The sequence below is a fragment of the Gordonia ajococcus genome (genome assembly GCF_012974285.1).
Classification (GTDB): Bacteria; Actinomycetota; Actinomycetes; order Mycobacteriales; family Mycobacteriaceae; genus Gordonia; species Gordonia amicalis.
Genome location: NZ_CP052884.1, coordinates 839,337 through 865,205, shown reverse-complemented (window position 1 = coordinate 865,205; position 25,869 = coordinate 839,337). Strand labels below are relative to the sequence as shown.

The window sequence follows — 25,869 nt, the reverse complement described above, 5'->3', positions numbered from 1 at the left end:
GTCGTCATCTCATGATCTGATAGACACGCCAATCCGGCAGGTCCGCACCGTCGTTGCGCGCCTCGAGGACGAGCGCCCCGATCTGGGCACCGTTCTCGTACATGGTCGGATAACGCTGGTTGATCGCATCGGCCACACCTCGACCCTCGACCGGAACGGTGAGGAAGTACCTGACACCGAGGTCCGCGGGAGCGTTGAGCCGTTGGGCGAAGTCCCGGTCCGACGGGATGACGAACTGTCGCGGCCGCTCGGACTGCACGACCACCGCGAATCCGTAGACGGTGTCACACAGGACCGAACCGTCCGGTAGGGCAAGCCCGTCGAGGTACTCGGCCAGAGCACGTTCGGTGGAGAACGAGCGGACCACGCGTTGCTCGTACGAGGTATTTCTGCTGAACCGACTGCGGTTGCGGGTTCACCACCGATCCCAGCGCGAACTCCTGCGGGGCGTACTTCGGTGACGTCATCCCCATCGCGGTCACGGGCAGCGCCGACGCCATCACCACGATGGCCACCGTGCACGCGATCGTGTACCCCCCACCGCGATGCGTAGGGCCGCACAGGCGCCGGGTCCGCGTGGGCGCCCGCGCGACGCATCGGGATCGGCCGGCGCAGCGGTACCGACATCAACGCCACGATGGCGGCCAGGAGGATCACCGTCATGTAGAACCGCAGGAAGCCGAAGGTCGAACCCCGCGCGTAGCCGAAGACCTGGAAGGCCAGTACCGCCACGATCATGAGCCCCGGCAACAGGGGTGACAGCCGGTGGCGCCGCGCACGCACGCCGATCAGCCCCACGACGAGGATCGGCAACAGCGGCGCGAGAATGGCCAACTCGGTGATGGAGAACCAGATGGCTTCGCTCGTCGTCGACGATCCGCTGCCGCCGGATTGCGCGATGATGGCGGCGTTGCCGTACTCGGAGGTGAACTGTGCGAACGCGTTCCCGGTGATCAGCCAGCCGGTCGCCGCCCAGGCGAGGAAGGCCAGCGCGCTCGGGGCGACGACGAGGGTGATGTCGACGAGGCTTCGCGACAGACGTTTTCGCCCGTCGCGGCGGCGGTAGGTGACCCATCCGACGACGCATCCGGCGGCCAGCGCGGCCGCCCCGCCGTCGTAGCGGGTGAGGTAGGACAGTGCGAGCGCGATTCCCGCGACGACAAGCTCGTGTACGTCATCGGTGGAGACCCAGCGGATCAGGCGGCGCGACGCCCAGGCGAGAAAGAACAGGTACGGCGCCTCGCTCATCCCGTTGGCGCCGTACAGCACGACCATCGGATTCGCTGCGTAACAGATCGTGAAGACCGCGGCGACAACCGGATCGAGACCCCGATCGCGAGCGATACCCGAGACCTGGACGACCGAACCGGCCATGAACATCGACGACATGATCACCGCCGACAGCGCGTGGGTGGTCATCTCCGGCCACCACGGGCTCAACGCGACGAGGGGCAGTTGCACCACCGCGGTCAGCGGGGTGAAGACGAAGCCGATGGCCGACAGACGCGGTGTCCGGCTGAACAACACGCTCTGCGCCGACTGGACCCTGGACAACGCGTCACCGAAGAAGAGATGCACCTCGGTCGCCAGGTACACCCCGACGACCAGATACGGCAACCAGGCGGCCAGGAAGATCAGGACCCCGACCCGAAGCCGCCGGTTCACGTGGCGCCTCCGGGCTCTTCCCCACTCGTGCCGTGTGCGCCCTGCTCACCGGGATCGTCCGCCGCGGATTCCTGATGGCTGGTCGACAGGCCGTGGAAGGTCTTCTCCCAGTACGACGGATTGACCAGGATCTGCCACATGCCCTTGATGGCCGCGACGCTCATCATCAGCCAGTACAGCGGGATCAGCAACGCCGAGAACAGCAGTTCGCTCCGGTCGTCCTCCCGGATCGCGATCAGGTTCATGTATATCGCCGCACCGTTGCCCAGCAGCATCGAGACGAGCGCGAGGTAGTAGATGGGTCCCGGGAAGAGGTCGACGACGATCAGCGGCTGCCCCGCGATCCACAGCGCGAGGATCAGCCAGAACACCATGTTGACGCACGCGATCACCGGCGTGCCCGCGATGAGCAGCGTGAAGCGGACGAACGCAACGGGTCCGAGGATGTGCCACAGCTTGACCGGGTGACGCATGTGCACGAGCCAGGTCTGCATGCAGCCCTTGTACCAACGGGATCGCTGGCGCACCCAGTTGATGGCGTCGACGTTGGCCTCTTCCAGCGTGATCGAGTCCAGCACGACCGTGCGGTAACCGTGGTCGGCGATCCGCACCCGAGGTCGGCGTCCTCGGTGACGTTGAAGGGCTCCCACGCCCCGATCCGGTCGAGCACATCGCGTTTGAAGTGATTCGACGTGCCGCCCAACGGAATCGGCGCCCGACTCACCATCATCCCGGGCAGCAGGAAGCCGAACCAGATCCCGTAGTCCGCGGTGAACCACTCGGTGAGCATGTTGTCGCGGACGTTGTGGAAGCTGAGCTTGCCCTGGACGCACACGACCGACTCGTCGTCGGAGTTGTTCAGCACGTAGACCGCACGACGCAGTTGCAGGGGATCGGGTTTGTCCTCGGCGTCGAAGATGGTGACGATGTCACCGGTCGCGAAGTGCATGCCGAAATTGCACGCCTTGGGTTTGGTTCGCGGTTGTGCCGGCGGTGTGAGGACCACGGTGACAAGGCCATTCGCCTCGACCCCGCGTGCGGCTTCGATCGTCGGCTCGTCGTCCTCCTCGAGCAGCAGGAGGACCTGGAGCTTCTCGCGGGGGTACTCGATGGTCTCCATGGCGGCGACGAGGTCGCCGACCACTTCGGGCTCACCGTATGCGGGGACGAGGACCGTGTAGCGGGGAAGTTCCTCGTCGGGGATCGACCGGGCCTGCTCGTCGCTGACCCGGATTGCCCCGTTCACCGGTCCCCGCCGGAAGATCACCAGCCGATCGGCGAGAGTGACGACGTAGGCGACGGTCGCCGTCGACACCAGCGCCGCGCAGGTGCCCACCGGGAAGAAGACCATCAGCACGGCGATGACGCCGAGCAGCGTGAACCCGATGATCTTCTGAATCCGGTTGAACGCCACCGATGCCGACATGTCCGCATCGGCCTCGCGCAACCGGTCGACGGCGTCGCGGAGCGCTTCCGCACGGTAGTCCTCGTCGGCGAGCAGTTCGGCGACCGGCCGCCGGGGCCGCGTGCTGCGCGCCACCCCCCGGCGCGTCGGCGTCGCGTTCGTCGATGGTCACGGCTCGGCCCTCGCGACCTCGACGAGTTGTGACCGCACCAGCCCGCCGGCGAGCCCCACCAGGAGATCGCGATCCTTGTACTGCGGGTCGGTGTCGAGGAGAACCGCGTTGCCGCGCAACAGGATCGTCATGAGCGAGGTGAGGTTTTCCAGGAGGGTGATCCGCGGTTCCGGGAAGTACGCCGCCGGCTCGTGATCGTCGACGGCCCAGATCATCACCTGTTGCGTGCGGCGCCCGTTGTTCCACCACCACGAGACCACCGTGTACGTCAGGTATCTCGCATCGTCGACCACGCTCCACATTTTTCCGCGAACCCCGAACGGCAACGCCACGTCGACGGGTTCGTTCGAGCGTTCGTCGGACAGGTCGTAGCGGAAGATGTCGGGATACACCTCGAGCGCGAGCGGTCGCCGGCTGTCGACGCTGTCGACGACGACGCGGCGGGGTCGGGCGAATTTGTCGAATGCCCGTGTCCCCCGGCTCTGGACGAGCACCTGGCGGGTGAGGACCGCACCGGGACCGTACAGGCGGGACACCCAGCCGTAGACGCGAACCGATTCCTGACGCCAGCCCGGTGGGATGTTGAGCTGCCCGCCGATCTCGAGCTGCGGGTATGTGTTGCTCTGCCAGGTACTGCCCACCGGCGGGGTGGGGATGAATGCCAGCAGGATGGCCGCGAGGACCACCACCAGCACGGGCCGCCCGACGAAGCCGACCGTCGGATCCTTGACCTCCCCTCGCACCGGCGGTGACCATCTCCGCCCGCCGCGTCGCCGGTAACTGACCAGCATGATCCCGGAGGTCGCGACGGCCGCGATCAGAGCCGGTCCGGGGACGAGCACATTGCGCGGCGCCTCGAGGGCGTTGAGCACCAGCAGTGCGAGAAGGCCCACCGCACCGGCGATGAGCGCCGCGACCGCCTTGCGCCGCCAGGTACGTCCCACCGCGACGACCGTGGCGGCGACGGCCATCAGCACGAGGGCGAACCCGGCGGCCATCGAGGTGCCGCCAAGCGCCAGCACCAACCCCCGCACCGGGATGGGGAAGATGAGCAGGAACACCAGCCAGGCCCACTTGTAGCGGGAGACCGGCCGCAGACCGAACAGCAGGATCGACGCTCCGAGCACGAACATCCACAGCGCCAGCAGATCCATGTGCGACGTCAGATAGGCCCGGCCGTAGCGCGGCGTGACGAGAAGCTTGCCGGCCACCGCCAGGACGATCACCACGATTCCGACGATCACGTCGGTCTGCCGGTCGTGGATGGGTGGCTCGTCGAAGTCGCGCCACGAGACCCCGACGACGGCGATCAGGCTCAGGACCACGAGCACGGGCACGGGCACGGGCACGGGCACGTACAGGATGAGTGTCTGGGCCCGCAGTTCGTCGATCACCGCCGCGATGGTGTTCCAGAAGCCGAGCACCGTGCACGTCACCAGCAGCACCCACCGGAACGCGATGACCCGCCATGGGTGATCGCCGAACAGCGGCGTCTCGGGACGGGAGAGTGTCGCCATGGCGACGACCTGTGAGGCGGTCAGGGCCATGCGCGCTCAGCCCCCGGAGGAGGTCCGCCGCCGGCGCCGCAGCAGGAAAGTCGCCAGTGCCGTCGCCACCACGACGCCCACCGCGGCGACCGCGACGGTGACCCACGAGGTCCCGGTCGACGACTCGGATCGATCCGGTGCCACCTGGTCGGCGACCACGACGACCGGCTGCTGACCGGCCACCTGCAGGACGGCATCGCCCGCGAGTGACGGCCACCGGTCGGGGTCGGCGTCCAGCCAGGTCAGTAGGGCATCGAGGTCGGCCGCGGTCCCGGTGGACGTCGCCAGCAGGACCGACCGTCCGTCCTGCCGCGCGACCTGCAGCGAGCCGAAACGTACGGCCGGGTTGAGGACGACGTTCGAGCGTTCGCCGTCGGCCCCCAGTACCGAGAGCGTGCCCCCGGTCGCCTCGACGGGCAGCGGCAACTCGGGTACCCCCTGCCCGTCGGCGGCGACGATCACTATCGGACCGTTCGAGGACATGGCGTCGGCGACCGGCATGACGTCGATGCCGAGTCGGACCGCCGACAGCCGTTGCAGTCCGGTCATCAGCACCACCGCGCGGCGGACGTCGTCGACGCCGCCGTCGGTCCAGGCCAGCGCTGTACGGGGCATGAGTGCCTGCGGGAGGGAGGCGAAGCCGGACGGCCGCGGCGGGTCGGCGCTCTCGGATCGGACCTCACCGGTCGAGGCGAGGCTGAGGGAAGTCCGTGTCCCGGTGCCGCATCCTTCGCCGACGTCGGGATGGTTGTAGGTCACCGTGACCTCGGTGAACCGCGCCAGGAGATCCGGCGGGATGTCGACCCACGTGTTGTACCTGCCGGACGGGTCCGCCGGCACGGAGGCGATCACCCGCGGCCCGACGGTCACCGCGATCTGACCGCCGAGCGGGGTGTAGGTGCCCGACAACTGGACTCGGACGTCCTCGGAAGGTCGTCCCAGTCTCGCTGGTCGATCCCGAAGGAGATCGACGGCCATCCCGCGGCGGCGGTGACCAGTTGATCGCTGACACCCAGGTCGGCCAGTGTGTTGACCGCCGGCGCGAGTTGCGGTGCGGCAAACGGTGCTCCGGCCACGGCGGCCGAACTGATCGCGATGCTCGACAGCTCCGAGGTGAGGAACTGCACCTGCGTCGCCAGCTCCTCGGGGTTGCCGCCGATTCGCAACACCGGCCATCCTGCTCCCGGTCCGAGGCTCAGGCCGGCCGGCCGGCGCATCGGTACTGATGACGACCTGCCGTTCGAGCGGGCCGACGGCAGCGGCCGGCCTGGTCTCGTTCCGGGGCAGCGACGCGGTCCGGATGTCGACGGCCGCCGAACCGTAGTTCGCGACCACCGCGGTCGCGAGTTGCACGGCCGCGGCACCTTCCGCGGGTTTCACATCCTCGGGGACGTAGATGGTCAGGGCGCGCAGGATCGGGGGCAGGAATCCGGCGACTCTCGCCGGTGTCGCCTCGCGTCCGCCGTAGGCCACGACCGCGTTGACGATCCGGAATCGGTTGTCGGCGTCGAAGTCACAGGAACCGGCCGTGCGCAGGTAGGTGCGCAGGACGATGTCGGCGGAATTCCGGTCGAGGCGCACGCCTCGAAGGGGCAGGGCGATCGGCGAATTCACCGCCGGGTCGATCGGCGTCCGCGAGATGAGTCGATCACCTTGCAGCACATCGACATTCCCACAGGTGACGAACGACGGGAACTGGGCGGTCCCGCGGATCTCGGTGGGGGTGAGGTTCGGCGGCACGGCGAGCGAGAGGCTGACCTCTCCCTGTTGTCCTGGAAAAGCGATCGTCGACGACGAGCCGAGATATCGAAGACTCAACGGCGGTGGCGGGTCACCGGACGCGGCGGCCGCGGGTGGCGCAGAGAGGACCCCCACCGAGGCGCTACCCGCGATCAGCAGGCCCGCCAACCCGACGCCCACCGCATGTTTCCAGCGACTTACGCAGGACACGTGCAACTCGCTTCTCCTCACGTGACCCCAACCACTCACATCACACCACCCCTGAGTACAGAAGCTAACGCAGGGAGTCCGTTTCGATACCTTTTCGCCCGATCTGAGCACCGATGTCGTTGCGAGTCGCGAACGTTCCACGGGGCCGCACCGATGTCTGCGACGATGGCCTCAGAGCACCCGAGAACACCCGAGAACACCCGACCCGAGGACCAGCATGCGCCCAGTTCACGTCGGCGACGAGATCGACGGCGGCGTGTATGTGGATGTCGCCGGGACGACGCTGTGGCACTTCATCGAAGGCAACCCTCAGGGCGCCCCAACCGTGCTCCTGCACGGCATCTTCGCCTCGGCGGCGTCCTGGGGCGCGCAGGTCCCCGATTTCCTCGATGCCGGGCTGTTGCTGTTCATGCCCGAACGGCCCGGTCACGGGCACAGTCCCGACACCGACAGCGATTTCACCTGTGCGTCCATCGCCGCACGCACCGATCGCCTATCTCGAAACGGTCGTCGGACGTCCGGCGAATCTCGTCGGCTGGGGCGACAGTGCGGCCGTCGCACTCGTCATCGCGCGGGACCGTCCCGATCTGGTGAACCGCGTGGTGGCCGTCGGCGGTTACCTCAATCCCGGTGGTCGCCGGATCGACCGATTCGTCCAACTGGTGATGGACCGCAATCCGGTGACTGTCGAGTACCTGCGTACCCACCACGACGAGATATCCCCCGATGGTCCCGAGCACTTCACCGTCGTCTACGACAAGACGATCCGGATGCTCGCCTCCGAACCCGACTATGCGGTGGCCGATTTCGCCGACGTACCGGCATCGGTGCTGCTGGTGGTCGCCGATCGTGGGCTGGTACGCATGGAGCACGCGCTGGAGATCGTCCGAACGCTGCCGCACGCTCGGCTCGCGGTGCTGCCGGGGACCCACATCCTCCCGGTGGAGGCACCCGAAACGTTCAACCCACTGGTGCTGTCGTTCCTCGCGGCCGATCCGCCCACCGAGTGGCTAACGGAGTGACCGGTCGCGTCGGCGGTCAGGCCTGCGATGGTGCGTGCACCCGGTTCCAGGCCTGGCGCCGCAGGGTGTCGGGATCGGTGACGACGCGGTCCGGGTCGTTGATGACCAGGACCTTCCGCTCGGCGGTCGTGTAGGCCGGCCAGCCGAGACCGGGGTCGCCGGTGCGGGCGAAAGCAGCCCAGCGGCCCTGCACGCTGTCGGTGACACGACGCGTGCCCGGCCAGTCCGCGATCGCGAGTCCCGCGCCCATCGGCGCGCGGTAGGCACCGAACACGGTGAACAGTTCCGTCGCGTGGGTCGCGCCGAAGCCCGTCGCGTCCAGGACCTTGGTCCGATAGTCATAGCGGTACACGTAGGTCGGCGCGACCTTGCTGTGCCCGTCGGCGAAGGCACTCATCGGCGCCCAGAAGATCGAGTCACCGGCCAGGCGGATCCGATCGCGGTCGCCGTTGGAGTAGTGGGCGGCGATCTCGCGGCGGACCTCCTCGTCCTCCACCCGCATCAGCATGCGTTCGGAATCGGGCAGGACGTTCCAGAGTTTCGCGAAGAGTCTCCCCTCGTCCTTGTTGCTGCCGATCACCAGCGGCACCGGCAGCGTCAGGCCGTCGGCGGCCGCAGCGAGCGGCGAGCGCGGCAGCAGATCACCGTCGACGACGGGCGCGAACGGGATGGACCCGCCCGAGGACTTGGTCGCGAACCGCATGAGACGATTGCCCGCTTCGAGCAGCAATGCGGGATTGGGGGTGGTGAGAAGGCGTTGCGCCTCGGCCGGGTCGAGGGGGTCCTCGGTCCGCTCCATCGAGGTGTTCCGACGTTGCGGATCGCGGAGGATCCGGACGAACTCGTCGGCGTAGACGGTCGCGGCGTCCTGCTCGACCACGAGTTCCGGGGCGGGACTCTGCGCGATGGCGTGATGGAACAGGCCGGTGGCCTCCGGAGCGGACAGCAGGGCGAGCACCGACGACCCACCGGCGCTCTCGCCGAAGACGGTCACGTTGTCGGGGTCACCGCCGAACGCGGCGATGTTGTCCTGCACCCATCGCAGCGCGGCGATCTGGTCGCGCAGACCCGCGTTGGTGTCGAACGGCCGGTCGTCAGTGGCGAACTGCGAGAGATCGAGGAAACCGAAGGGACCGAAACGGTATTGGATCGTCACGACGACGACGTCCTGGGCACGGGCCAGGAAGGCGCCGTCGTAGAGCGGGGTCGCGGCGGTGCCGAGGATGAAGGCGCCGCCGTGGATGAAGACCATCACCGGCCGCGGCCTCGACGACGCGACGTCGGGTGAGAAGACGTTGAGCGTGAGGCAGTCCTCGGCCATCGGCGCGAACTTCCCCGGCGCGACGGCGGTGAACCGCTTCTCCTGGATGGCGGCCTTGGCGAGTTTGGTGCAGTCACGCACGCCGGGCCAGTCGTGGGCCGGTTCGGGTGCGCAAAACCGGCGGTGGGCCACCGGGGGCGCGGCGAACGGAATGCCTCGCCAGCTGATCGTGCCGCGGCGCAGCCGCCTTCCCCGTGCGCCACCGACGACGCCGTTGACCGTGGTGACCTTGGTGTCGAGCAGTGCCATACCCCCACCGTAGACGAATCGCCTGTTACGTCTGCTCAACCGGCGCAGATCTAGAATGTGGCCCATGACCGCCGACAAGGCCCGCTCCGACAAGGCCACCGTCGAACCGGCACGCGCTCGCATCGATCTCAACGCCGACCTCGGCGAGGGAGTCGGCGACGACGAGACGATGCTGACCATCGTGACCAGCGCCAACATCGCGTGCGGTTTCCACGCGGGAACTCCCGCAGACCTGCTGGCGACGTGCCGGGCGGCCGTGGCCGCCGGTGTCCGCATCGGCGCGCAGGTCTCCTATCCCGACCGCGCCGGCTTCGGCCGCCGGTTCATGGAGATGTCGACGCCGGACCTGATCGCCGATCTCGTCTATCAGATCGGCGCGCTCGACGCCCTCGCCCGATCCGTCGGCGGGTCGGTGACCTACGTGAAACCCCATGGCGCGCTGTACAACACGGTCGTCCACCACGAGCAACAGGCCGACGCGGTGGTCGCTGCGGTGCGCGACGTGAACCCGGGTCTGGCGATGATGGGGCTACCGAACTCGGAGATTCTGGCCCGTGCCGAACGCGCCGGGCTGCGGGTCATCACCGAGGCCTTCGCCGACCGCGCCTACACCCCCACGGGGACACTCGTTCCGCGCACCGAGCGTGGGGCCGTCCTCTCCGACAGCGCGGAGATCGCACGGCAGGTCGTCGAGATGACCACCACCGGACGCCTGACGGCGATCGACGGCACGGTGGTCGCGGTCGACGCCGATTCGATCTGTCTGCACGGCGACACCCAGGGCGCGGTCGGCCACGCCCGTGCGGTTCGCGAAGCACTCGCGCAGGCCGGTGTCGAGATCGGTCTCACCCGGTCGTGAACCGGCGCGCGGACTACCGCCGGCGCTGGCGTGCGAATTCGGCGAGCACGACGCCCGCCGCGACCGACGCGTTGAGGCTCTCGACCTCCCCGGCCATGGGGATCGACAGGATCGAGTCGCAGCTCTCGCGCACGAGGCGCGACAGGCCCTTGCCCTCCGATCCCACGACGATCACCGTCGGACCGGTGCCGTCGTAGTCGTCGAGGGTCACGTCGCCGCCGGCGTCCAGACCCACGAGCTGGGCCCCGGAGTCGGCCCAGTCCTTGAGCGTCCGGGTGAGGTTGGTGGCACGCGCGACCGGGAGTCGTGCGGCGGCACCGGCGCTGGTCCGCCAGGCCACCGCGGTCACGCTCGCGCTGCGTCGCGCCGGGATCACCACGCCGTGCCCGCCGAAGGCGGCCACCGAGCGGATCACCGCACCCAGGTTGCGCGGGTCGGTGATGTTGTCGAGCGCCAACAGCAGCGGCGGGGTGCCGCTGGCCTTGGCGTCGGCCATCAGATCGTCCGGATGGGTGTACTCGTACTCCGGCACCTGCAGGGCGATGCCCTGATGCATTCCGTTGGTGGACAACCGGTCCAGCTCCGGCTTGCCGACCTCGAGGATGGAGATCGCCTGATCGCCGGCGATCTTGACCGCCTCGGCGACACGCTCGTCTGGTTCGGAGTTGGTGGCGATGTAGAGCGCCGTCGCGGGCACGCCCGCACGCAGGCACTCGACGACGGGGTTGCGGCCGAGCACGTACTCGGGACCCTCGTCCTTCCCGCGCACGCCGCCCCGGCCGGTGCCCGACTTCGCCGCGGCCTTCGCCCGCTTGTGAGCGGGGTGGTACGGGCGGTCGACCGCCTTCGGGGTGGCGCCCCGGGCCTCGAGACCGCGTCGCCGCTGGCCGCCGGACCCGACGACCTGCCCCTTCTTGGTGCCCGACTTGCGGATCGCACCCTTACGCTTGGAATTTCCTGCCATCACGCCTCACCCTTCAATGCCCACTGTGCACCATCAGGGGTGTCGGTCACCTCGATGCCGGCCTCGGCCAGACGATCCCGGACCGCATCCGCGGTCGCCCAGTCCTTGGCGGAACGCGCGTCGGCGCGCCGTTGCAGTTCGGCGCGCACCAGCACGTCCAGTGCAGAGGTGGCGGCCGAGTCGTCGGCCGCACCGGCCCACTGATCGTCGAGCGGGTCGACGCCGAGGATCCCCATCATGCCCCGCACCGACGATGCGGCGGCCAGCGCGGCCGCCCCGTCACCCGATTCGAGTGCGGTGTTGCCCTGACGGACGACGTTGTGCACGACCGCGAGAGCCGCCGGGACGCCGAGATCGTCGTCGAGCGCGTCACCGAAATCGGGGTCGATGTCGCCGACGGCCACATCGCCCACGCGGGCGGCGACACGTTCGACGAAGGACTCCACCCGCCGGTAACCGGCGGCCGCCTCGGTGAGCGCACCCGGCGAGTACTCCAGCATCGACCGGTAGTGCGCACTGCCGAGGTAGTACCGCAGTTCGACGGCACGGACGCGCTGCAGCATCGCGGGGATCGACACCACGTTGCCCAGCGACTTGCTCATCTTCTCGCCACCCATGGTGACCCAGCCGTTGTGCAGCCAGTACCGCGCGAACGGGTCTCCGGCGCCGTGCGCCTGGGCGATCTCGTTCTCGTGGTGCGGGAACACCAGATCCATTCCGCCGCAGTGGATGTCGAACTCTGCCCCCAGCAGGCTGGTGGCCATCGCCGAGCACTCCAGATGCCAGCCGGGGCGTCCGGGACCCCAGGGGGTCGGCCACGACGGCTCATCGGGCTTGGCCGCCTTCCACAGCGTGAAGTCGCGGTGATCGCGCTTGCCGGTGCCCGCGCTCTCGCCCTGGTGCACGTCGTCGAGCTTGTGCCCGGACAGTGCACCGTAGTCGGGGAGGCTTCGGACGTCGAAGTAGACGTTGCCGTCGGCGACGTAGGCGTGGCCACGCTCGATCAGGCGCTGCATGTACTCGACCATCTGGGTCACGAACCCGGTCGCCCGCGGTTCTGCCGACGGCGGCAGGACGCCGAGCGCGCGGTAGGCGTCGTCGAAGGCGCGCTCGTGCGTGGCGGCCCACTCCCACCAGGGACGGCCCGCGTCGGCGGCCTTGCGGAGGATCTTGTCGTCGATGTCGGTGACGTTGCGGACGAACAGCACGTCGAGGCCCTGGTGGCTCAACCAGCGGCGCAGGATGTCGAAGGCGATACCGCTGCGGACGTGGCCGATATGGGGAACACCCTGCACCGTCGCGCCGCACAGGTACACCGATGCCTGGCCTGGGCGCAGCGGCACGAAGTCGCGCACCTCTCGGGAGCTGGTGTCATAAAGGCGCAGGGTCACGACCGGCCATCCTACCGGACCACGGACGGGCCACCGACCGCCCGAGTGGCCGGACCAGACCCGTTCCGCAGCCGGAATGCCATCAGCCCGCGTCGGCGGCGAGAACCGGCTCGAGGACGGTGCCGACCAGCGCTTGCATCGTGTCGAGTGTGTCGGTGAGGACCGCCACGGCCCGGTCGGTGTGCGGGTACCGCACCCGGACGTGGATGCCGTCGCGGTCACGCCAGAACCACCACTGGGCGGTGTCGGTCGGCTTCTGACTCGATATCTGCCGGACGACGACGTCGCCACGCGGCATGGGCAGCCGCGTGTAGTCGACGTAGGACATCATGAAGACGTCACTTCGGCCGGGGCGCAGGCGATCGCCGAAGGCCGCGTATACCGGCGTCAGTCCGATCTCCGCCAGCGGGAGCGCCGCCGCGAGGCGTCGCGTGTTCCGGTACATGGCCGCGTACAGGTCGCCGGTCGCGCTGATCAGCATCGGCGCGTTGCCCACCGACCAACTCACGCAGCCCGGCCCCGCCCCGGCCCCGGTGGGCACCACGGTGGCCACCTCATCGGGTCCGCCGGCGGCGTTGATGGCCATGCCGGCACAGGTGAGCACGGCCGGATAGGTACGGGCCCCGCGCCGGTGGACCGTCGAGCTGAACGTCGCGGCGTCGTCGCCGGACATCAGCGTCCGGACCATCGTGTGGACGGGGAGGCTCTCCCCGGCGGCGACCCCGAGGTCGAGCGGGAATTCGGGAACCGTCCAACCGGTCGCGGCGAGGAACTGCTCCCAGCCGCTCAGGCGGGGATCGTCGGCGGTCACCGATGCCTCGGCTTCCGCGACGATCCGGAGTGCGTCGAGGCCGGACTCCGCCGGTGCCGGCGCGCGACCGGCGAGCAGCTCGCAGATCTCGGTCGACACGACGGCCAGTGATCGCGCGTCGACGTAGCAGTGGTCGAAGGCGCACACCAGCGTCGTGCCGCCGGGGCGGGTCACCGCCGCGAGGAAGTGCGGCATCGGTTCGAAGGGATTGCAGGTCGCGCCGATGTACCCGGCCAGTCGCGAGGCGAATGCCGATGCCGAGAGCCCGTCGTCCGCCTGCCGGAACTCTTCTTTGACGTCGACGCCCGGATGCAACAGGCGGGTGACGACGTCACCGGTCTGCACGTAGTGACTGCGGAGCGCGTCGTGGCGGGCGATCATCGTCCCGACGGCCTCGCAGATCTGGTCGAGATCGATTTGTTCCGGGAAATCCAGGGTGAGCGCCATCCAGCCCGGCTGCCCCGCGGCGATCGACGCGAGGTGGAATCGCTCGTTCTCCGACACCGGTACGCTCGACCGAGCGGCCGCCCCGCCCGGTACGGCACGCCAGCACACCAGTTCTCCCGGCTCGACCGCCCACGATTCGGAACTCGAGAGCTTCATCGCACAACCGATTCCGTCGCGTACCCGGCCGCATCCGCGTACCCGGCCAGGATTTCGCGCAGGGTCGCGAACTGCTCGAGGATCGACGTTCGCGCCACGTCGTTGTCGGGGATCTGCGACACCACGTCGAGTCCCGTCGCCGTCCGCGTGAACCAGAGGTTGGCGTTGCGCGTGGGACCGAGTCCGGTCAACAGCTGTGTCCCGTTCAGAACCGGGTCGTCACCGATCGGCAGGCGGCGGAGGTCGGTGTAGGACACCATGTACGGACTTCCGTCGAGTCCGCGGAAGACGCCCTCTCCGGCGAGTTGCGCGAGCACCGCGTGCGCGGGGATCTCGGCCGCGCCGCGGGCGAGTCGAACGCTCTGGGCGGCCGCGCGCACCAGGTCGTCGAAATCGACGTCTCCGATGTTCGGTACCTCGACGGCGATCGGCGCGAAGTTGCACAGCCAGCCCTGCGTCCAGAAGTGCTCCGGCGCACGGGTGGCCAGCACGGTCGACACGAAGAACCGGTCACGACCGGTCATTCGGCGGTGCCACTCCGCGAGCGCCGCGTAGATGAGCCCGGAGAAGCTGCCGTCGGTCGCGGCGATCCGGGCATCGCAGCGGGCGAGGGTCTCGGCGTCGAGCAGCACTGTCTGGGCCGTGACCGACGGCTTCGGCAGCCCGTCGGTCAGCCCGAGGTCGAGCGGACAGCTCGGCGTACGACCGTCGTTGTGCACCAGTGCGTCCCGCCAGACCGCGACACGATCGTCGGCGGGGTCGAGTGACGCCGCGATCCGGCGTTCCGCCAGTATCGCGTCCCCGAAGGAGCCGGCCGCCGCCAGCTCCGCGGGCTCGCCGGCACAGTGGCCCCGGTACAGCTCGACGATCTCGAACATCGCGAGGACCAACGAATATCCGTCGCCCCGGACATGATCCGTCGAGGCGAAGAACGTGAACCCGTCGTCGTCGCAGGTCGCGCCCCACCACGAACCCGGAACCAGATCGGACCAAGCGGTCTCGGCGGCCCGGCCGCCCACCCAGTCACCGAGTTCGGCGTCGTGCACGTGGACGGATTCACGGTCCGCGGTGACGATCTCGACCTCGTCCGGTGGCGACACCCATCGCTCGTGCCCTGCCGGACCCGAGCGATAGTGCGCGCGCAACTCCTCATGGCGCCGAACGAAGTCGGTCAGCGCGGCCGACATGGCATCGGGCACCAAGGGAGTATCGAATCGTGTTGCGGCCACGATGAATCCGTGGTGCGCCTCGCCCTCCCGGCGTTTGGCCGCCATCGTCGCCAGATGGTCGGATTGCAGGAACGACACCCCGTCGCCCCAGCGTTGCGCTGCTTTCGCAACACGGTCCGGATCGCGCAGCTCCCACTCGACGGCCCGCCCACCGGTCAGGTGTGGGCGGAGCCGAGCGACCAGCGACCCGGAATCGCTGAACCGGGGAGGGATGTCGCGTGACTGCAGCGTTCCCGACATCAGCTGCCGAGGACCCCTGTCGGGCTTCCGGCGGACAGGACCGCGCGGTCGATACCGGTGGGTCCGTCCACCGCACCCGCACGGTAGGAATACTCGCAATCGCCCTCGGCGACTATATCCTTCAGCGTCGCATGGAACGTGGACAGGAAGACCTCGACAGCAGGTGCGTTCGCGGCCGGGAAACGGGCGGACACGTTGACGCCGGTGGGGATGCGGTTGATCCAGAAGTAGACCTCGTCGGCGTCGCGGGTCGCGCTGCGCAGCACCCGTGCCGCACGCGGCTCCCACTCGGTCGAGCCCTCCGCGTGTCGAAGGTCGATGTGGGACACCACGAATCCCGGAGGTGTCACGTCCCCACCGATCAGCTCGGCGACCGGCGCGAACGGGGCAGCGCCCACATCCTTGTACTGGGCCGCGGTGGCCGCGACGGCGGTCAGCGCGTCGGTGAACTTCAGCGGCCGGCCCGGGCGGACGGCCACCGGGATGATCCCGACGAACCAGCCCACCGCCTCGCCCCACTCGATCGCGTTGCGGGTGTGGATCGGACTGATGAAACGGAGATCCGCGGAACCGGTCAGGGCCGCCGACGTCATCGACAGCGCGGTGTAGATGCCGGCGGTCATCGACGACCCGGCCGCCTTGCAGATCGCGTCGAACCGCTTGGTGTCGGCGGCGTCGAGCAGCCAGTGCGACAGGGTGGCCTGGAAGCCCTCCTCCGGGGTCCGCTGAGCCGCGATGGTGCGCGGTGCATCGGCGGGGACGTCGAACTGCGGGAACCGCGGGATCGACTCCGGCTGTACGGCGGTGGTGGTGTCGTCGAAGAAGGTGCGCCACTGGCTCACCGCGGCGTTGTTGGCGTCGATCTGCTCACCGAGACGACGCTCCGCGTCACTGAAGTCCAGGTAGCTGCCGAACGCCGCGAGTCCGTGCGGCTCGCCGGTGACCTCGGCGAGGTACAGCGCGGTCAGTTCGCGGATCGCGAACACCTGGGTGTAGGCGTCCATCACCGTGTGATCGGCGGCGAACACGACGAGGAAACCCTCGTCGTCGCCGGGCGTCTCGACCGTCACCGCAAGGCAGTGCGGCCACGTCAGCGGGGTGACGGTGGTGTTGAAGTACTCGGTGACGAGTTCGGAGACCTCGGCGGGTTCCAGATCGGACCCGAAGGCCCGCTCACGCACCGCGATCGTGTCGGCGGCGACGGTGATGCGGGTCAGGTCGCCCTGCGGGTGCCCGGCGTCGTGGACGCGCACCGAGGTCCGGAACGCCTCATGCCTGCGGTACCACGCAACGAGCGTGCGCGAGAACGCATCACGATCGAGCGGACGCTGAATCCGGAAAGCGGTCCCGATCCACTGGCTGTACCAGTCGGAGCCCTCACGAACCGCCCGTCGGGCGTGCTCGAGGTGCATGTACGACAGTTGTCGCGAATCGCTCTGCCACTCGGACGCGTCAACCGCGGGCTCCCAGGCGGTGACGGTTCCGCCGGGCATCGAGTAGTCAGTCAGTTCGGTGTATTCCATCACAACCTCTCGTGTTGTCACACGTTCTGGACCCCTGATGGTCCAGCTCGGCTCCTCCCCTGAAGCCGCCCCGGCGCATCGAGTACCGGTCAGTTCCGCCGGCGACAGCCGTCGGAGACCCACCTCCTCATCCGTCCGTAAACGATCCGCGCACGGTCACAAACCCAATCCGCGGGCAATCGTGGGCCAGGACTGGCGCTGCTGGTCCACCCAGTACGGCCACGAGTGCGTGCCGGGATCGACATATCGGATGGTGGCGGGAATCTTCAACTGTCCGAGTCGGGCCTGCAGCTGCTGCGTACACCACAGCGCGCCGAGCTCGATCGCACCACCCACGACCTGACGATCGGTCGGATCGTCGTTGCCAGGATAACCGGGAGCGTCGTACTTGCCAGGCCGTCCGGTCCCGGTGGAGACGTAGACCTCGGTGCCTCTCAGACCGGCGGCCCGCAAGAGAACGTCGTGCGCGGCCCAGGCGGGGTCGGACGGCGGCCCCCACATGTTGTCGGGGTTGCCACCGAAGGCGGTCACGATGCCTCGCGGGTATGCCTGACCAGCAGGTCCGGTGGTCGTGAAGCACCCGCTGTAGGCGGCGACCGTGTCGTAGAAACCGGGGTTCCGGACGGCGAGGACCAGCGCGGCGCCGGCCCCCATGGACAGTCCGGCGAGACCACGTGCACCGTTGCCGTCGAAGCGTTCGTCGATCAGCGGGGGCAACTCGCGCGTGAGAAATGTCTCCCATTTGTAGCGACCGAGCACAGGATCGTCGCGCTGCCAGTCGGTGTAGAGACTGCCGTTGCCCGCGATGGGCATGACGACGTTGACGTTCTTGTCGGCGTAGAAGCCCGCGACGTCGGTCTTCAGAGTCCAGATGCTCTTCTCCGGGTTCTCCTCACCCAGACCACCCAGCAGGTACAGCGACGGGCGGGGCCCAGCCGATGCCTCAGGTGTCACGACCTGCACCTTGACGGTCTTCTGCATGGCTGCGGAGTAGACGTACACACCGTGGGAGTGCGGGCCTTCCGCCACGACGCGCTCGATGGTCGAACGAGTCGGCGCCGCATTCGCCCCGCCCGCCTGCGCCAGACCGGCAAAGGCCGTCAGCGCAGCCGCCAGTATGGCGATGAGAGCGGTGGTCTGCGATGCCACGCGGCGATCTGATGTACGGCGGGCGGCACCCGTCATGTCGTCGCGTCCTCCGGATTCTGCGAAAGGATCAATGGAATGACCCGATGGCAACAAGATGCTGAAGGCCACCGAAGTTAGGCGCACCTCACAGTGATGACGACAGTAACCTGCTTCGCGGCGAATTGATAGTTGGACAAACGAAAAAACTCCCGGGCGATCAGCGAAAATCAGGGACGTATCGCCCGCTCGGGGTGATTCGACACCGAGCCGCCGTGGACCCGGAGAACCCGAGGGCCTCGGGTAGGGTTGCGGTGTCCTGTCGGCCTGTACGGCCGTGCGCCGCACCGCAGCCGCCGGGACCGATGACCGTGATTTCTGGACCATCGTCTACATCGATCACCGACTTTTTGCATGCACGAACGGCAGCTGCAGACATGAAACTCGCACCCTTCGGCCGGTCCACCCGGGTCAGCCGGGACGTCCCTGTGGATCGGCTCACACCCGACGACGACCTCTTCGTGAAGATGGACGTCGTGCTCGATCTTCCCGTCGTCACGCAGACGCTCTGGCGGTTCCCCGGCACGATCGACGTCGACGCCATCGCGTCGGTGGCCGAGCGACTGCGTCGTGGACGTCTCGGCCGGCTGGTCGGGAGTCACCGCGGGCCGGGACGGGCCTACTGGCGCTACACGCACGACGCAGGCGACTTCGCCATCGACACCGAGCCCCTGCCGGCCGGCGGAGAAGAGGCGTGGGGTCGCGCCCGGGCTCTCGACCCGCTCGACATCGTGAACGGTCCCGCCTGGCGGCTGTCCGTCGCCCGTACCGTCGACGATGCCTCGGTCGTGGTATCGCTGACGATCGCTCACGTCATCGCCGACGGCGGTGCGGGTACCTCCGCGATCGTCGAGGCGGTCAACGTCACCCCCTATCTCCCCGGAACCACGCCCGGGATCGCCGACGACGTGTTCGACGCAGTGGACCTGCTCCGCACCGCGGGCACGACCGCCTACCGCGTGTGGCGCGAGAGCCGGGGGGGATCACCGGAGTCACCCGCCCGGGTGACAGACAACCCCGCCCCCGACACCGACCTGACCGGGGCCGAAGCCACGCCGAACGCGACCGTGCTCATCCCGCACGCCGACTACGCGGCAGCGGCGACGTCGCGCGGTGGCACGGACAACAGTCTGTTCGCAGCATTGATGGTCGGCATCCTGAAACGCTGCGGCCGGGTTTCCGACGGCGACGTGGTTCCGGTGTCGCTGCCGGTCTCCACCCGTACGGATGGCGACCGACGCGCCAACGCGACCTCGGGTGCGACGGCTTTCGTCGAGGTTGCGCCCGGCCGGTACGAGGACTTGACCGATGTCCGCGTCGCCTGCAAAGAGGCCTACGGCCGTCTGGCGGAGAAGTCCAGCGCGGTGGCCAACAGCGCGGTCATCCTGCAGGCAGTGAACGACTCCATCGCCCGACGCCTCGCGGCCAACGCCTCTACCCCGCTGTGTCTGGCGTCGAACCTCGGTCCGATGCCCGACGAGTTCGTCACGCTCGGCACCGGCACCCGCGCCACGATGGCGATCCGGGCCGTCACCGTGACCGAGGACGTGACCCAACTGCGCGACCGCAAGGGCGGTATCAGCGGATGGCTCGGGATCAACGGCGACCACGTGATGTTGAGTGTCAGCTCGCTCGACCCGGTGCGCATCCCCGACGCCTCAGCGATGCGCGGTCTGCTGACCGACGAGCTCGCAGCCTGGGGACTGCACGGAACCGGTTGGGGCGCATGAGGGTTTCGTTCACTGTTCACGGCAGCCGCGGCGACATCCAGCCGGCGGTGGCCGTCGGCGCCGAACTCGCCCGGCGCAGGCACGAGGTCCGGTTCGCGGTCCCCGAGGATCTGGTCGAGCTGACGGCCGCCACCGGCCTGGACACCCGGGTGCTCGCGCCCTCGACGGGCGAGTTGTTGGCCAGTCCGCTGGTCAAGCAGCGACTGAAGTCGAAGAACCCGAAGGTGCGACTCGCGGCCCTACGCGAGGTCGCCGACCACGGTCGCGCCACCTCGGAGCAGGTGATGAGTGAACTCGCGGATGTCTCGGACATTCTCGTGACCGGACCGCTGGCACAGGACCGCGCCGATGCGATCGCCGAGAGCCGCGGGATCCCGTTCGCGCCGTTGCACTACTGCCCCTTGCGGCCCAATGCGGGAGTGGACGTCGGATACCGAAGCAACCCGCGCCCGGTCTCCCGGGCGTTGTGGTGGCTGGCCGACCAGACGTACTGGATGACCACGCGCTCGGCGGATCGCCGACTGCGAAGCGAACTCGACCTCCCGCCGGCGAAAGGCCCACTGGGAAGCCGACTTCGGCGTCAGGGCAGACCGGAGGTCCAGGCCTACGATGCCGCCCTCTTCCCCGGACTGGAGAGCGACTGGGGGCCGCAACGTCCGCTCGTCGGATTCCTGTTGCCGGACAAGGACACTCGTGCCGCACTCCTGAACGGCGACGACGCCACCTCACATGCGGTCGAGTGGGCGACCGCCGGCGAGGAACCCGTCTACGTCGGCTTCGGCAGCATGAAGATCACCGCCGAACAGATCGGAGGAATCGTCACCACTCTCCTCGATCGCGGGCTGCGGGTCATCGGGCACACCGATCACGAACTCCCCCGACGTGAGCGGCTTCTACACCTCGACCAACCGGTCGACCACGAGGCCCTGTTGCCCCGGTGTCGCGGCGCGGTGCACCACGGGGGCGCCGGCACCACTGCGGCGGCGACCCGGGCGGGTATCCCGTCGGTGATCGCCTGGCTCAGTGCGGATCAGCCGATGTGGGCGGCAGCCCTTCGGCGGGCAGGCGCCGGCTCCGGAAACAAGCTGGCACGTTTCGGTCCGTCCGACCTCGACCTGCTCACCGATCCGGCGGTGGCCGCCGCGGCCGCGCGTCTCGGCCGAGAACTCACGCCGCCGGCCGATGCCGTCGACCGTGCCTGCGAGATCTTGCTGGACGCGGCGTCACGCTGAGCCAACTCCCCGCGCTGCGGTCGACGAACCGAACTAGACGTCGTCGAGAAGCGCGGTGGCGACCGCGGCGATCCCCTCGCCCCGACCGGTCATGCCGAGACCATCGGTGGTCGTCGCCGACACGGACACGGGTCCGCCGACGGCCGCCGACAGCACTTCCTGCGCCTCCGCACGACGCGGACCGATCTTGGGACGGTTGCCGATCACCTGGACGGCGGCGTTCACGACGCGAAACCCTTCGGCGGCGATCAGCTCGGCCACATGGGTGAGCATCGCGACTCCCGAGACGCCCTCCCATTCGGGCCGTCCGGTGCCGAACACCGAGCCGACGTCGCCGAGTCCGGCGGCCGAGAGCACCGCGTCACACAGTGCGTGAGCGCCGACGTCGCCGTCGGAATGGCCCTCACAACCGGGCTCGTCGGGAAAGCGCAGGCCGACCATCCAGCATTCGGCCGAGGAGTCGACCCGATGCGCGTCGGTACCGATCCCGACCCTCATCGTCGGGCCTCGGGGCCGGATGCAGGTTCGCCGACGACGCTCCGGACGATACGGAGGTCCCACGGTGTGGTGATCTTCATGGCGAGAGGGTCTCCCGGGACGACGTGAACGGGGATTCCGCAGCGTTCGGCGAGGCCGGCGTCGTCGGTCGCGAGACCGGAGTCGTCGGCGTGTGCCCGCAGCAACGCCTCGCGGGTGAAACCCTGCGGGGTCTGCACGGCGCGGAGTTCCTCGCGGTCGACGGTCCGGGTCACGAGTTCGAGGCCGTTCGCGTCCGGCGCGACCTGCTTGAGGGTGTCGACGACGGGCAACCCGGGCACCACGGCTGGGTGACCGGCGGCCACGGCTTGCACGACGCTCGTGAAGACATGAGCGGGTGTGAGCGGCCGCGCCGCGTCATGGACGAGGAGTATCTGCGCAGCGTCCGCCGCGGCGATACCCGCGCGCACCGAGTCGGACCGGTGGGCGCCACCCGACACGACGACGACCCCGGGGAGCAGCTCTCGAGCACGCTCCACGAGGTCGGCCGGTACCACGACGACGATCGACGCCCCGAGCGAGTCGGGGATGTTGTCGACGCAACGCTCGATGATCGTGACGCCGCACAGGTCGACGAAAGCCTTGGGAACCGGCTCGCCGAGTCGGGTTCCCGACCCGGCAGCCGGGATGATGACGCAGACTCTTGCGCCGGAATCACCCGGCGTGGTGGTCAATTGGGTTCCTGAGCCAGGCACGACCCGACGTCAGGAGGCGGCAGCGAGGACCTCGTCCAGAATGCTGGTCGCCTTCTCGTCATCGGTGTTCTGCGCGAGCGACAGTTCGTCCACGAGGACCCGACGGGCACGGGTCAGCATCCGCTTCTCACCGGCCGACAGTCCGCGGTCCTGCTCACGACGCCACAGGTCGCGCACGATCTCGGCGACCTTGATGATGTCGCCCGAGATGAGCTTCTCCTGGTTCGCCTTGAAGCGCCGTGCCCAGTTGGTCGGCTCTTCGGTGTGCGGGGCCCGCAGCACCTGGAAGACCTGGTCGAGACCCTCCTGCCCGACCACGTCGCGGACGCCCACGTATTCCAGCTTCGTCGAGGGAATCTGAACGGTCATGTCACCGTCGGCAACCTTGAGAACAAGGTATTCGATCTGCTCACCCTTGATGGTCCGGGTAACGATGTCTTCGACCCGAGCAGCACCGTGATGGGGGTAAACGACGGTGTCGCCAACTTTGAAATTCAATGTTCCTTGCCCCTTTCGAGTGAACCCAGTCTAGCACGGGGCGTTCCGGGGGCCCCACCCAACGGTGCAGGTCAACGCGGTGAACCGGTTTCAGTGCCGCCTCTTGCGAGGTGGCAAGGGGTGCCGTAGCAGCGTGTTGGGCATCACGCAACACCTGGCCCGGGGCAGCCGTCCGGACCCCTTCGCCGACCCGGTGGACACGCCCGTGCGGACACGAATCGGGCACCCGGGCGGACTTTTCCGCACGGCCCCCACTACGCTGCGTAGTGCAGGGTTTCGCGCGCTGCAATTCGACTTCGTTTGACCTGGGAGGATCGGGTGTCAGTGCTTCCACTATCCGCACGGCGGTCGGCGGTTCGGCCATCTCGTCTGGCCACCGCAGTAGCCACGATCGGCATCGCCGTTGCCCTGGGCACCACCGGTTGCGGTGCGGGACAGATCTCGCAGACCGCCAACCAGCTGCCCGCCGTCAACGGCGCGAACGTCAACATCGACTCGCTGCAGCTGCGGGACGTGCAGATCGTCTACCCGGAGAAGGACGCACCGACCGTCTTCGGCAACGGCGGGCCCTTCGAGATCGCGTTCGTCGTCGCGAACTCCGACCCGACGGTCTACTACCGCCTGAAGGAGATCAAGCCCGAGAAGGGGTCGATCGAGTTCGTCGAGGGCAGCGACTCCGCCGATCGCGTCATCCCGCCGGGCCAGGCCCTGCGCGGCGGCACACCCGTCGGCGCCACGCGTGACGGCGAGAAGAAGATCACCGCCGAGCTGACCAACGCCGGTGACACCGTCGCCAGCGGACTGACCACCGAACTGACGTTCGTCTTCGAGAAGCGCGAGAGCAACGGCTCGTGGGTCCCCGCCGGTGAGACCACCGTGCAGACCCCGGTCGATGCCGGCGCGAAGCTCGAGCGCCAGGACGTCGCCCGCAACGCGGAGCCGACGTTCTACAACCAGGGCCACGGCGAGGGCGAAGGCGGCGAGGGCGAAGGCGGCGCTCCGGAGACCGGAAACGAAGAGGGCGGCGGGCACTGACCCCTCCCCGGAACACACACGACGAGGCCTGGCATCCGCCGGGCCTCGTCTGTTTTGTCGGTGCGCCCGCCTAGGCTGACCGGGTGGCAAAACCCAAATCCTCGTATCGCTGCGCCGGTTGCGGTCACCAGGTCGCCAAATGGGTCGGACGCTGCCCCGAATGCGGCGAGTGGGGATCGATCGACGAGGTCGCCGCCGTGCCCACGTCCTCGCGGACGACCGCCGCGGTGGCACCGTCGAGCCCGGCTCTGCGCATCACCGAGGTCGACGCAGAGTCGTCGGCGGCGGTGCCGACCGGTATCGGTGAGCTCGACCGCGTCCTCGGGCGCGGCGTCGTCCCGGGGTCGGTCATCCTGCTCGCCGGAGAACCCGGTGTGGGCAAGTCGACGCTGCTGCTCGAAGCCGTCAAACACTGGGCCGCCAAGGATCGCGTCGCGCTGTACATCACCGGCGAGGAGTCGGCCGGACAGGTCCGGATGCGGGCCGAGCGCACCGGCGCGGTGCACCCCAACGTCTACCTCGCCGCCGAGACCGATCTCGCGACCATCCTCGGCCACGCCGACACCGTGCGGCCGACGCTGATGATCATCGACTCGGTCCAGACCGTCGTGGCCTCCGGCGCCGACGGCGTCACCGGTGGCGTCACGCAGATCCGTGCCGTCACCACCGCGCTGGTCTCGCTGGCGAAGAACCGGGGCATCGCGGTGATCCTGGTGGGCCACGTGACCAAGGAGGGCGCGGTCGCCGGTCCCCGCTCACTCGAGCACCTCGTCGATGTCGTACTCGCCTTCGAGGGCGACAAGCACTCGACGCTGCGCATGGTCCGGGGCGTGAAGAACCGCTTCGGCGCCGCCGACGAGGTCGGCTGCTTCGAACAGCGCGACGACGGCATCCACCAGGTTCCCGATCCGTCGGGAATCTTTCTGCACCAACGGGATTCGGATGTGAGCGGCAGCGTCACCATGGTGACGATGGACGGCAAACGCGCGCTTGTCGGCGAGGTCCAGGCACTCGCCAACGGCACCGAGATGTCCAACCCCCGTCGGGCGGTGTCAGGTCTGGACTTCAACCGGGTGGCGATGGTCCTCGCCGTCCTCCAGGCACGCGCCGGCCGCAAGGAACTGGCGAAGTCCGAGGTCTACCTCTCGACGGTCGGCGGCATGCGTGTGACCGAACCCGCCGCCGATCTCGCGATCGCGCTCTCGGTCTATTCGACCCTGACCCAGCGACCGGTCCCCCAGTCGACCGTCGTCATCGGGGAGGTCGGTCTCGGCGGCGAGATCCGTCGGGTCTCCGCGGTCGCTCGCCGCCTGGCGGAGGCCAAGCGACTCGGTTTCCGGGAGGCGATCATCCCCGCGGCCACCGACGAGGAACTCCCGAAGGGCATTCGCATCCTCCGGGTCGCCAACCTCGGCGACGCCGTTCACCTGCGCGACTCCGACCCGGTGGACGCGCCGTTCTGACCCCTCGTCAGAGCTGCGGTTTGCCGCCCAGATACTCCGCCGCCTTCGCACTGTTCTCGACGTGCTCGGCGAAGTGCTCCCGGACGTCGACGGTCACGAACACACCGTTCGCGCGCGCCACCGGCCGCCCCGGATCACCCAGGTGCGCAACACCTTCGGTGTAGATCTTGCGCCGCTGCCGGCCCAGGATCTCCGCGCGGATATGAAGCGTCTTGCCCACCGGGATCGGCTGCAAGAAATCAACCTGGAGGTGGACGGTCACCCCGGGCGGGCCGAGGAGTCGCGGCGTCATACCCATGACGTCGTCCAGCGCACTGGAGAGGATGCCGCCGTGGATCACGCCCGGCCCACCCTCCATCCACTGCTCGACAGGCATCTTCGCCTCCACGGTGAAGCCCTCGCCGGCGTACATCTCGAGGTGCAGACCGTGCGGGGATTCCGCGCCGCAGCCGAAGCACATCAGGTTGTGTGGTCGCATGACCTCACCGGGCTTGGCCGTCTTCGGATGACGCTCGAGCACGTCGAGCTCGTCGGGCACCACAA

General features: G+C 68.6%; 17 protein-coding genes and 4 pseudogenes. 6 read left to right on the top strand and 15 right to left on the bottom strand.

Annotated features, from left to right (window positions below):
• Positions 1–4: 4 nt before the first annotated feature.
• From GAA2_RS03940 to GAA2_RS03925, 4 genes and pseudogenes are all read right to left on the bottom strand, one after another.
• Positions 5–1,665, bottom strand: a pseudogene (locus tag GAA2_RS03940) (ABC transporter).
• Positions 1,662–3,242: pseudogene (locus GAA2_RS03935) on the bottom strand (glycosyltransferase). The pseudogenes GAA2_RS03940 and GAA2_RS03935 overlap by 4 nt, the downstream one beginning before the upstream one ends.
• Complete coding sequence (locus GAA2_RS03930; protein WP_096273160.1) at positions 3,239–4,789, bottom strand: hypothetical protein; 1,551 nt, start codon at positions 4,787–4,789, stop codon at positions 3,239–3,241. Before GAA2_RS03930 ends, GAA2_RS03935 begins: the two are co-directional and overlap by 4 nt.
• Before the next feature lie 6 nt (positions 4,790–4,795).
• Positions 4,796–6,745 (bottom strand): annotated as a pseudogene (locus tag GAA2_RS03925) (hypothetical protein).
• Between the two features lie 211 nt (positions 6,746–6,956).
• Here GAA2_RS03925 and GAA2_RS03920 point away from each other — a divergent pair.
• A pseudogene (locus GAA2_RS03920) lies at positions 6,957–7,761 on the top strand (alpha/beta fold hydrolase).
• 16 nt (positions 7,762–7,777) lie between these two features.
• Here the strand turns inward: GAA2_RS03920 and GAA2_RS03915 are convergent.
• A complete protein-coding gene (locus tag GAA2_RS03915; protein ID WP_024500062.1) occupies positions 7,778–9,331 on the bottom strand; it encodes a carboxylesterase/lipase family protein in 1,554 nt (517 codons plus the stop codon).
• A 64-nt stretch (positions 9,332–9,395) separates the two neighbouring features.
• On the opposite strand from GAA2_RS03915, the gene GAA2_RS03910 reads away from it, so the two are divergent.
• Entirely contained in the window at positions 9,396–10,190 is a 795-nt protein-coding gene (locus GAA2_RS03910; protein ID WP_191834745.1) for a LamB/YcsF family protein, read from the top strand.
• 13 nt (positions 10,191–10,203) lie between these two features.
• Here GAA2_RS03910 and rlmB read toward each other — a convergent pair whose 3' ends face one another.
• From rlmB to GAA2_RS03880, 6 genes are all read right to left on the bottom strand, one after another.
• Positions 10,204–11,154 (bottom strand): 23S rRNA (guanosine(2251)-2'-O)-methyltransferase RlmB, encoded by a 951-nt coding sequence (rlmB, locus tag GAA2_RS03905; RefSeq protein WP_096273158.1) that lies wholly within the window; start codon positions 11,152–11,154, stop codon positions 10,204–10,206.
• The gene (cysS, locus tag GAA2_RS03900; RefSeq protein ID WP_006435662.1) at positions 11,154–12,545 is read right to left on the bottom strand and encodes a cysteine--tRNA ligase; all 1,392 of its coding nucleotides are present in this window, start codon (positions 12,543–12,545) and stop codon (positions 11,154–11,156) included. Before cysS ends, rlmB begins: the two co-directional genes overlap by 1 nt.
• An 82-nt stretch (positions 12,546–12,627) precedes the next feature.
• Positions 12,628–13,959 carry a condensation protein gene (locus GAA2_RS03895; protein ID WP_096273156.1) on the bottom strand — a complete coding sequence of 444 codons (1,332 nt, stop codon included), beginning with the start codon at positions 13,957–13,959 and terminating at the stop codon, positions 12,628–12,630.
• On the bottom strand, positions 13,956–15,428 hold the full coding sequence (locus GAA2_RS03890) for a condensation domain-containing protein (RefSeq protein WP_191834744.1): 1,473 nt from the start codon (positions 15,426–15,428) through the stop codon (positions 13,956–13,958). Before GAA2_RS03890 ends, GAA2_RS03895 begins: the two co-directional genes overlap by 4 nt.
• On the bottom strand, positions 15,428–16,951 hold the full coding sequence (locus GAA2_RS03885; protein ID WP_006435665.1) for a condensation domain-containing protein: 1,524 nt from the start codon (positions 16,949–16,951) through the stop codon (positions 15,428–15,430). Before GAA2_RS03885 ends, GAA2_RS03890 begins: the two co-directional genes overlap by 1 nt.
• Positions 16,952–17,107: 156 nt before the next feature.
• Positions 17,108–18,136, bottom strand: coding sequence for an alpha/beta hydrolase (locus GAA2_RS03880; RefSeq protein ID WP_040004632.1), 1,029 nt, complete (start codon positions 18,134–18,136; stop codon positions 17,108–17,110).
• A gap of 377 nt (positions 18,137–18,513) precedes the next feature.
• Between GAA2_RS03880 and GAA2_RS03875 the strand changes: the two genes are divergently transcribed.
• Positions 18,514–19,866 carry a hypothetical protein gene (locus GAA2_RS03875; RefSeq protein ID WP_191834743.1) on the top strand — a complete coding sequence of 451 codons (1,353 nt, stop codon included), beginning with the start codon at positions 18,514–18,516 and terminating at the stop codon, positions 19,864–19,866.
• Positions 19,863–21,098, top strand: a complete 1,236-nt coding sequence (locus GAA2_RS03870) for a nucleotide disphospho-sugar-binding domain-containing protein (protein ID WP_191834742.1) — start codon at positions 19,863–19,865, stop codon at positions 21,096–21,098. The genes GAA2_RS03875 and GAA2_RS03870 overlap by 4 nt, the downstream gene beginning before the upstream one ends.
• 33 nt (positions 21,099–21,131) lie before the next feature.
• Here the strand turns inward: GAA2_RS03870 and ispF are convergent, their stop codons facing one another.
• Genes ispF through GAA2_RS03855 form a run of 3 tightly spaced genes read right to left on the bottom strand, consistent with a single transcriptional unit; the run spans position 21,132 to position 22,828 of the window.
• Positions 21,132–21,596 (bottom strand): 2-C-methyl-D-erythritol 2,4-cyclodiphosphate synthase, encoded by a 465-nt coding sequence (gene ispF, locus GAA2_RS03865; RefSeq protein ID WP_006435669.1) that lies wholly within the window; start codon positions 21,594–21,596, stop codon positions 21,132–21,134.
• The gene (gene ispD / locus GAA2_RS03860) at positions 21,593–22,309 is read right to left on the bottom strand and encodes a 2-C-methyl-D-erythritol 4-phosphate cytidylyltransferase (RefSeq protein WP_006435670.1); all 717 of its coding nucleotides are present in this window, start codon (positions 22,307–22,309) and stop codon (positions 21,593–21,595) included. Before ispD ends, ispF begins: the two co-directional genes overlap by 4 nt.
• Before the next feature lie 30 nt (positions 22,310–22,339).
• A complete protein-coding gene (locus tag GAA2_RS03855; RefSeq protein WP_006435671.1) occupies positions 22,340–22,828 on the bottom strand; it encodes a CarD family transcriptional regulator in 489 nt (162 codons plus the stop codon).
• A 324-nt stretch (positions 22,829–23,152) separates the two neighbouring features.
• Here GAA2_RS03855 and GAA2_RS03850 point away from each other — a divergent pair, with 324 nt between their 5' ends.
• Positions 23,153–23,863: a hypothetical protein gene (locus GAA2_RS03850; RefSeq protein ID WP_191834741.1), complete on the top strand. Its 711-nt coding sequence runs from the start codon at positions 23,153–23,155 to the stop codon at positions 23,861–23,863.
• A gap of 83 nt (positions 23,864–23,946) precedes the next feature.
• Positions 23,947–25,326 (top strand): DNA repair protein RadA, encoded by a 1,380-nt coding sequence (gene radA, locus GAA2_RS03845; protein ID WP_191834740.1) that lies wholly within the window; start codon positions 23,947–23,949, stop codon positions 25,324–25,326.
• 7 nt (positions 25,327–25,333) lie between these two features.
• On the opposite strand, the gene GAA2_RS03840 is transcribed toward radA, so the two are convergent.
• The gene (locus GAA2_RS03840) at positions 25,334–25,864 is read right to left on the bottom strand and encodes a PaaI family thioesterase (protein WP_006435675.1); all 531 of its coding nucleotides are present in this window, start codon (positions 25,862–25,864) and stop codon (positions 25,334–25,336) included.
• Positions 25,865–25,869: the final 5 nt, after the last annotated feature.

What these genes read in the sequence shown, in the direction of transcription:
- GAA2_RS03930 (WP_096273160.1), bottom strand. Translation starts at nt 4,789, where the DNA reads ATGGCCCTGACCGCCTCACAGGTCGTCGCCATGGCGACACTCTCCCGT.
- GAA2_RS03915 (WP_024500062.1), bottom strand. Translation starts at nt 9,331, where the DNA reads ATGGCACTGCTCGACACCAAGGTCACCACGGTCAACGGCGTCGTCGGT.
- GAA2_RS03910 (WP_191834745.1), top strand. Translation starts at nt 9,396, where the DNA reads ATGACCGCCGACAAGGCCCGCTCCGACAAGGCCACCGTCGAACCGGCA.
- rlmB (WP_096273158.1), bottom strand. Translation starts at nt 11,154, where the DNA reads ATGGCAGGAAATTCCAAGCGTAAGGGTGCGATCCGCAAGTCGGGCACC.
- GAA2_RS03895 (WP_096273156.1), bottom strand. Translation starts at nt 13,959, where the DNA reads ATGAAGCTCTCGAGTTCCGAATCGTGGGCGGTCGAGCCGGGAGAACTG.
- GAA2_RS03890 (WP_191834744.1), bottom strand. Translation starts at nt 15,428, where the DNA reads ATGTCGGGAACGCTGCAGTCACGCGACATCCCTCCCCGGTTCAGCGAT.
- GAA2_RS03885 (WP_006435665.1), bottom strand. Translation starts at nt 16,951, where the DNA reads ATGGAATACACCGAACTGACTGACTACTCGATGCCCGGCGGAACCGTC.
- GAA2_RS03880 (WP_040004632.1), bottom strand. Translation starts at nt 18,136, where the DNA reads ATGACGGGTGCCGCCCGCCGTACATCAGATCGCCGCGTGGCATCGCAG.
- GAA2_RS03875 (WP_191834743.1), top strand. Translation starts at nt 18,514, where the DNA reads ATGAAACTCGCACCCTTCGGCCGGTCCACCCGGGTCAGCCGGGACGTC.
- GAA2_RS03870 (WP_191834742.1), top strand. Translation starts at nt 19,863, where the DNA reads ATGAGGGTTTCGTTCACTGTTCACGGCAGCCGCGGCGACATCCAGCCG.
- ispF (WP_006435669.1), bottom strand. Translation starts at nt 21,596, where the DNA reads ATGAGGGTCGGGATCGGTACCGACGCGCATCGGGTCGACTCCTCGGCC.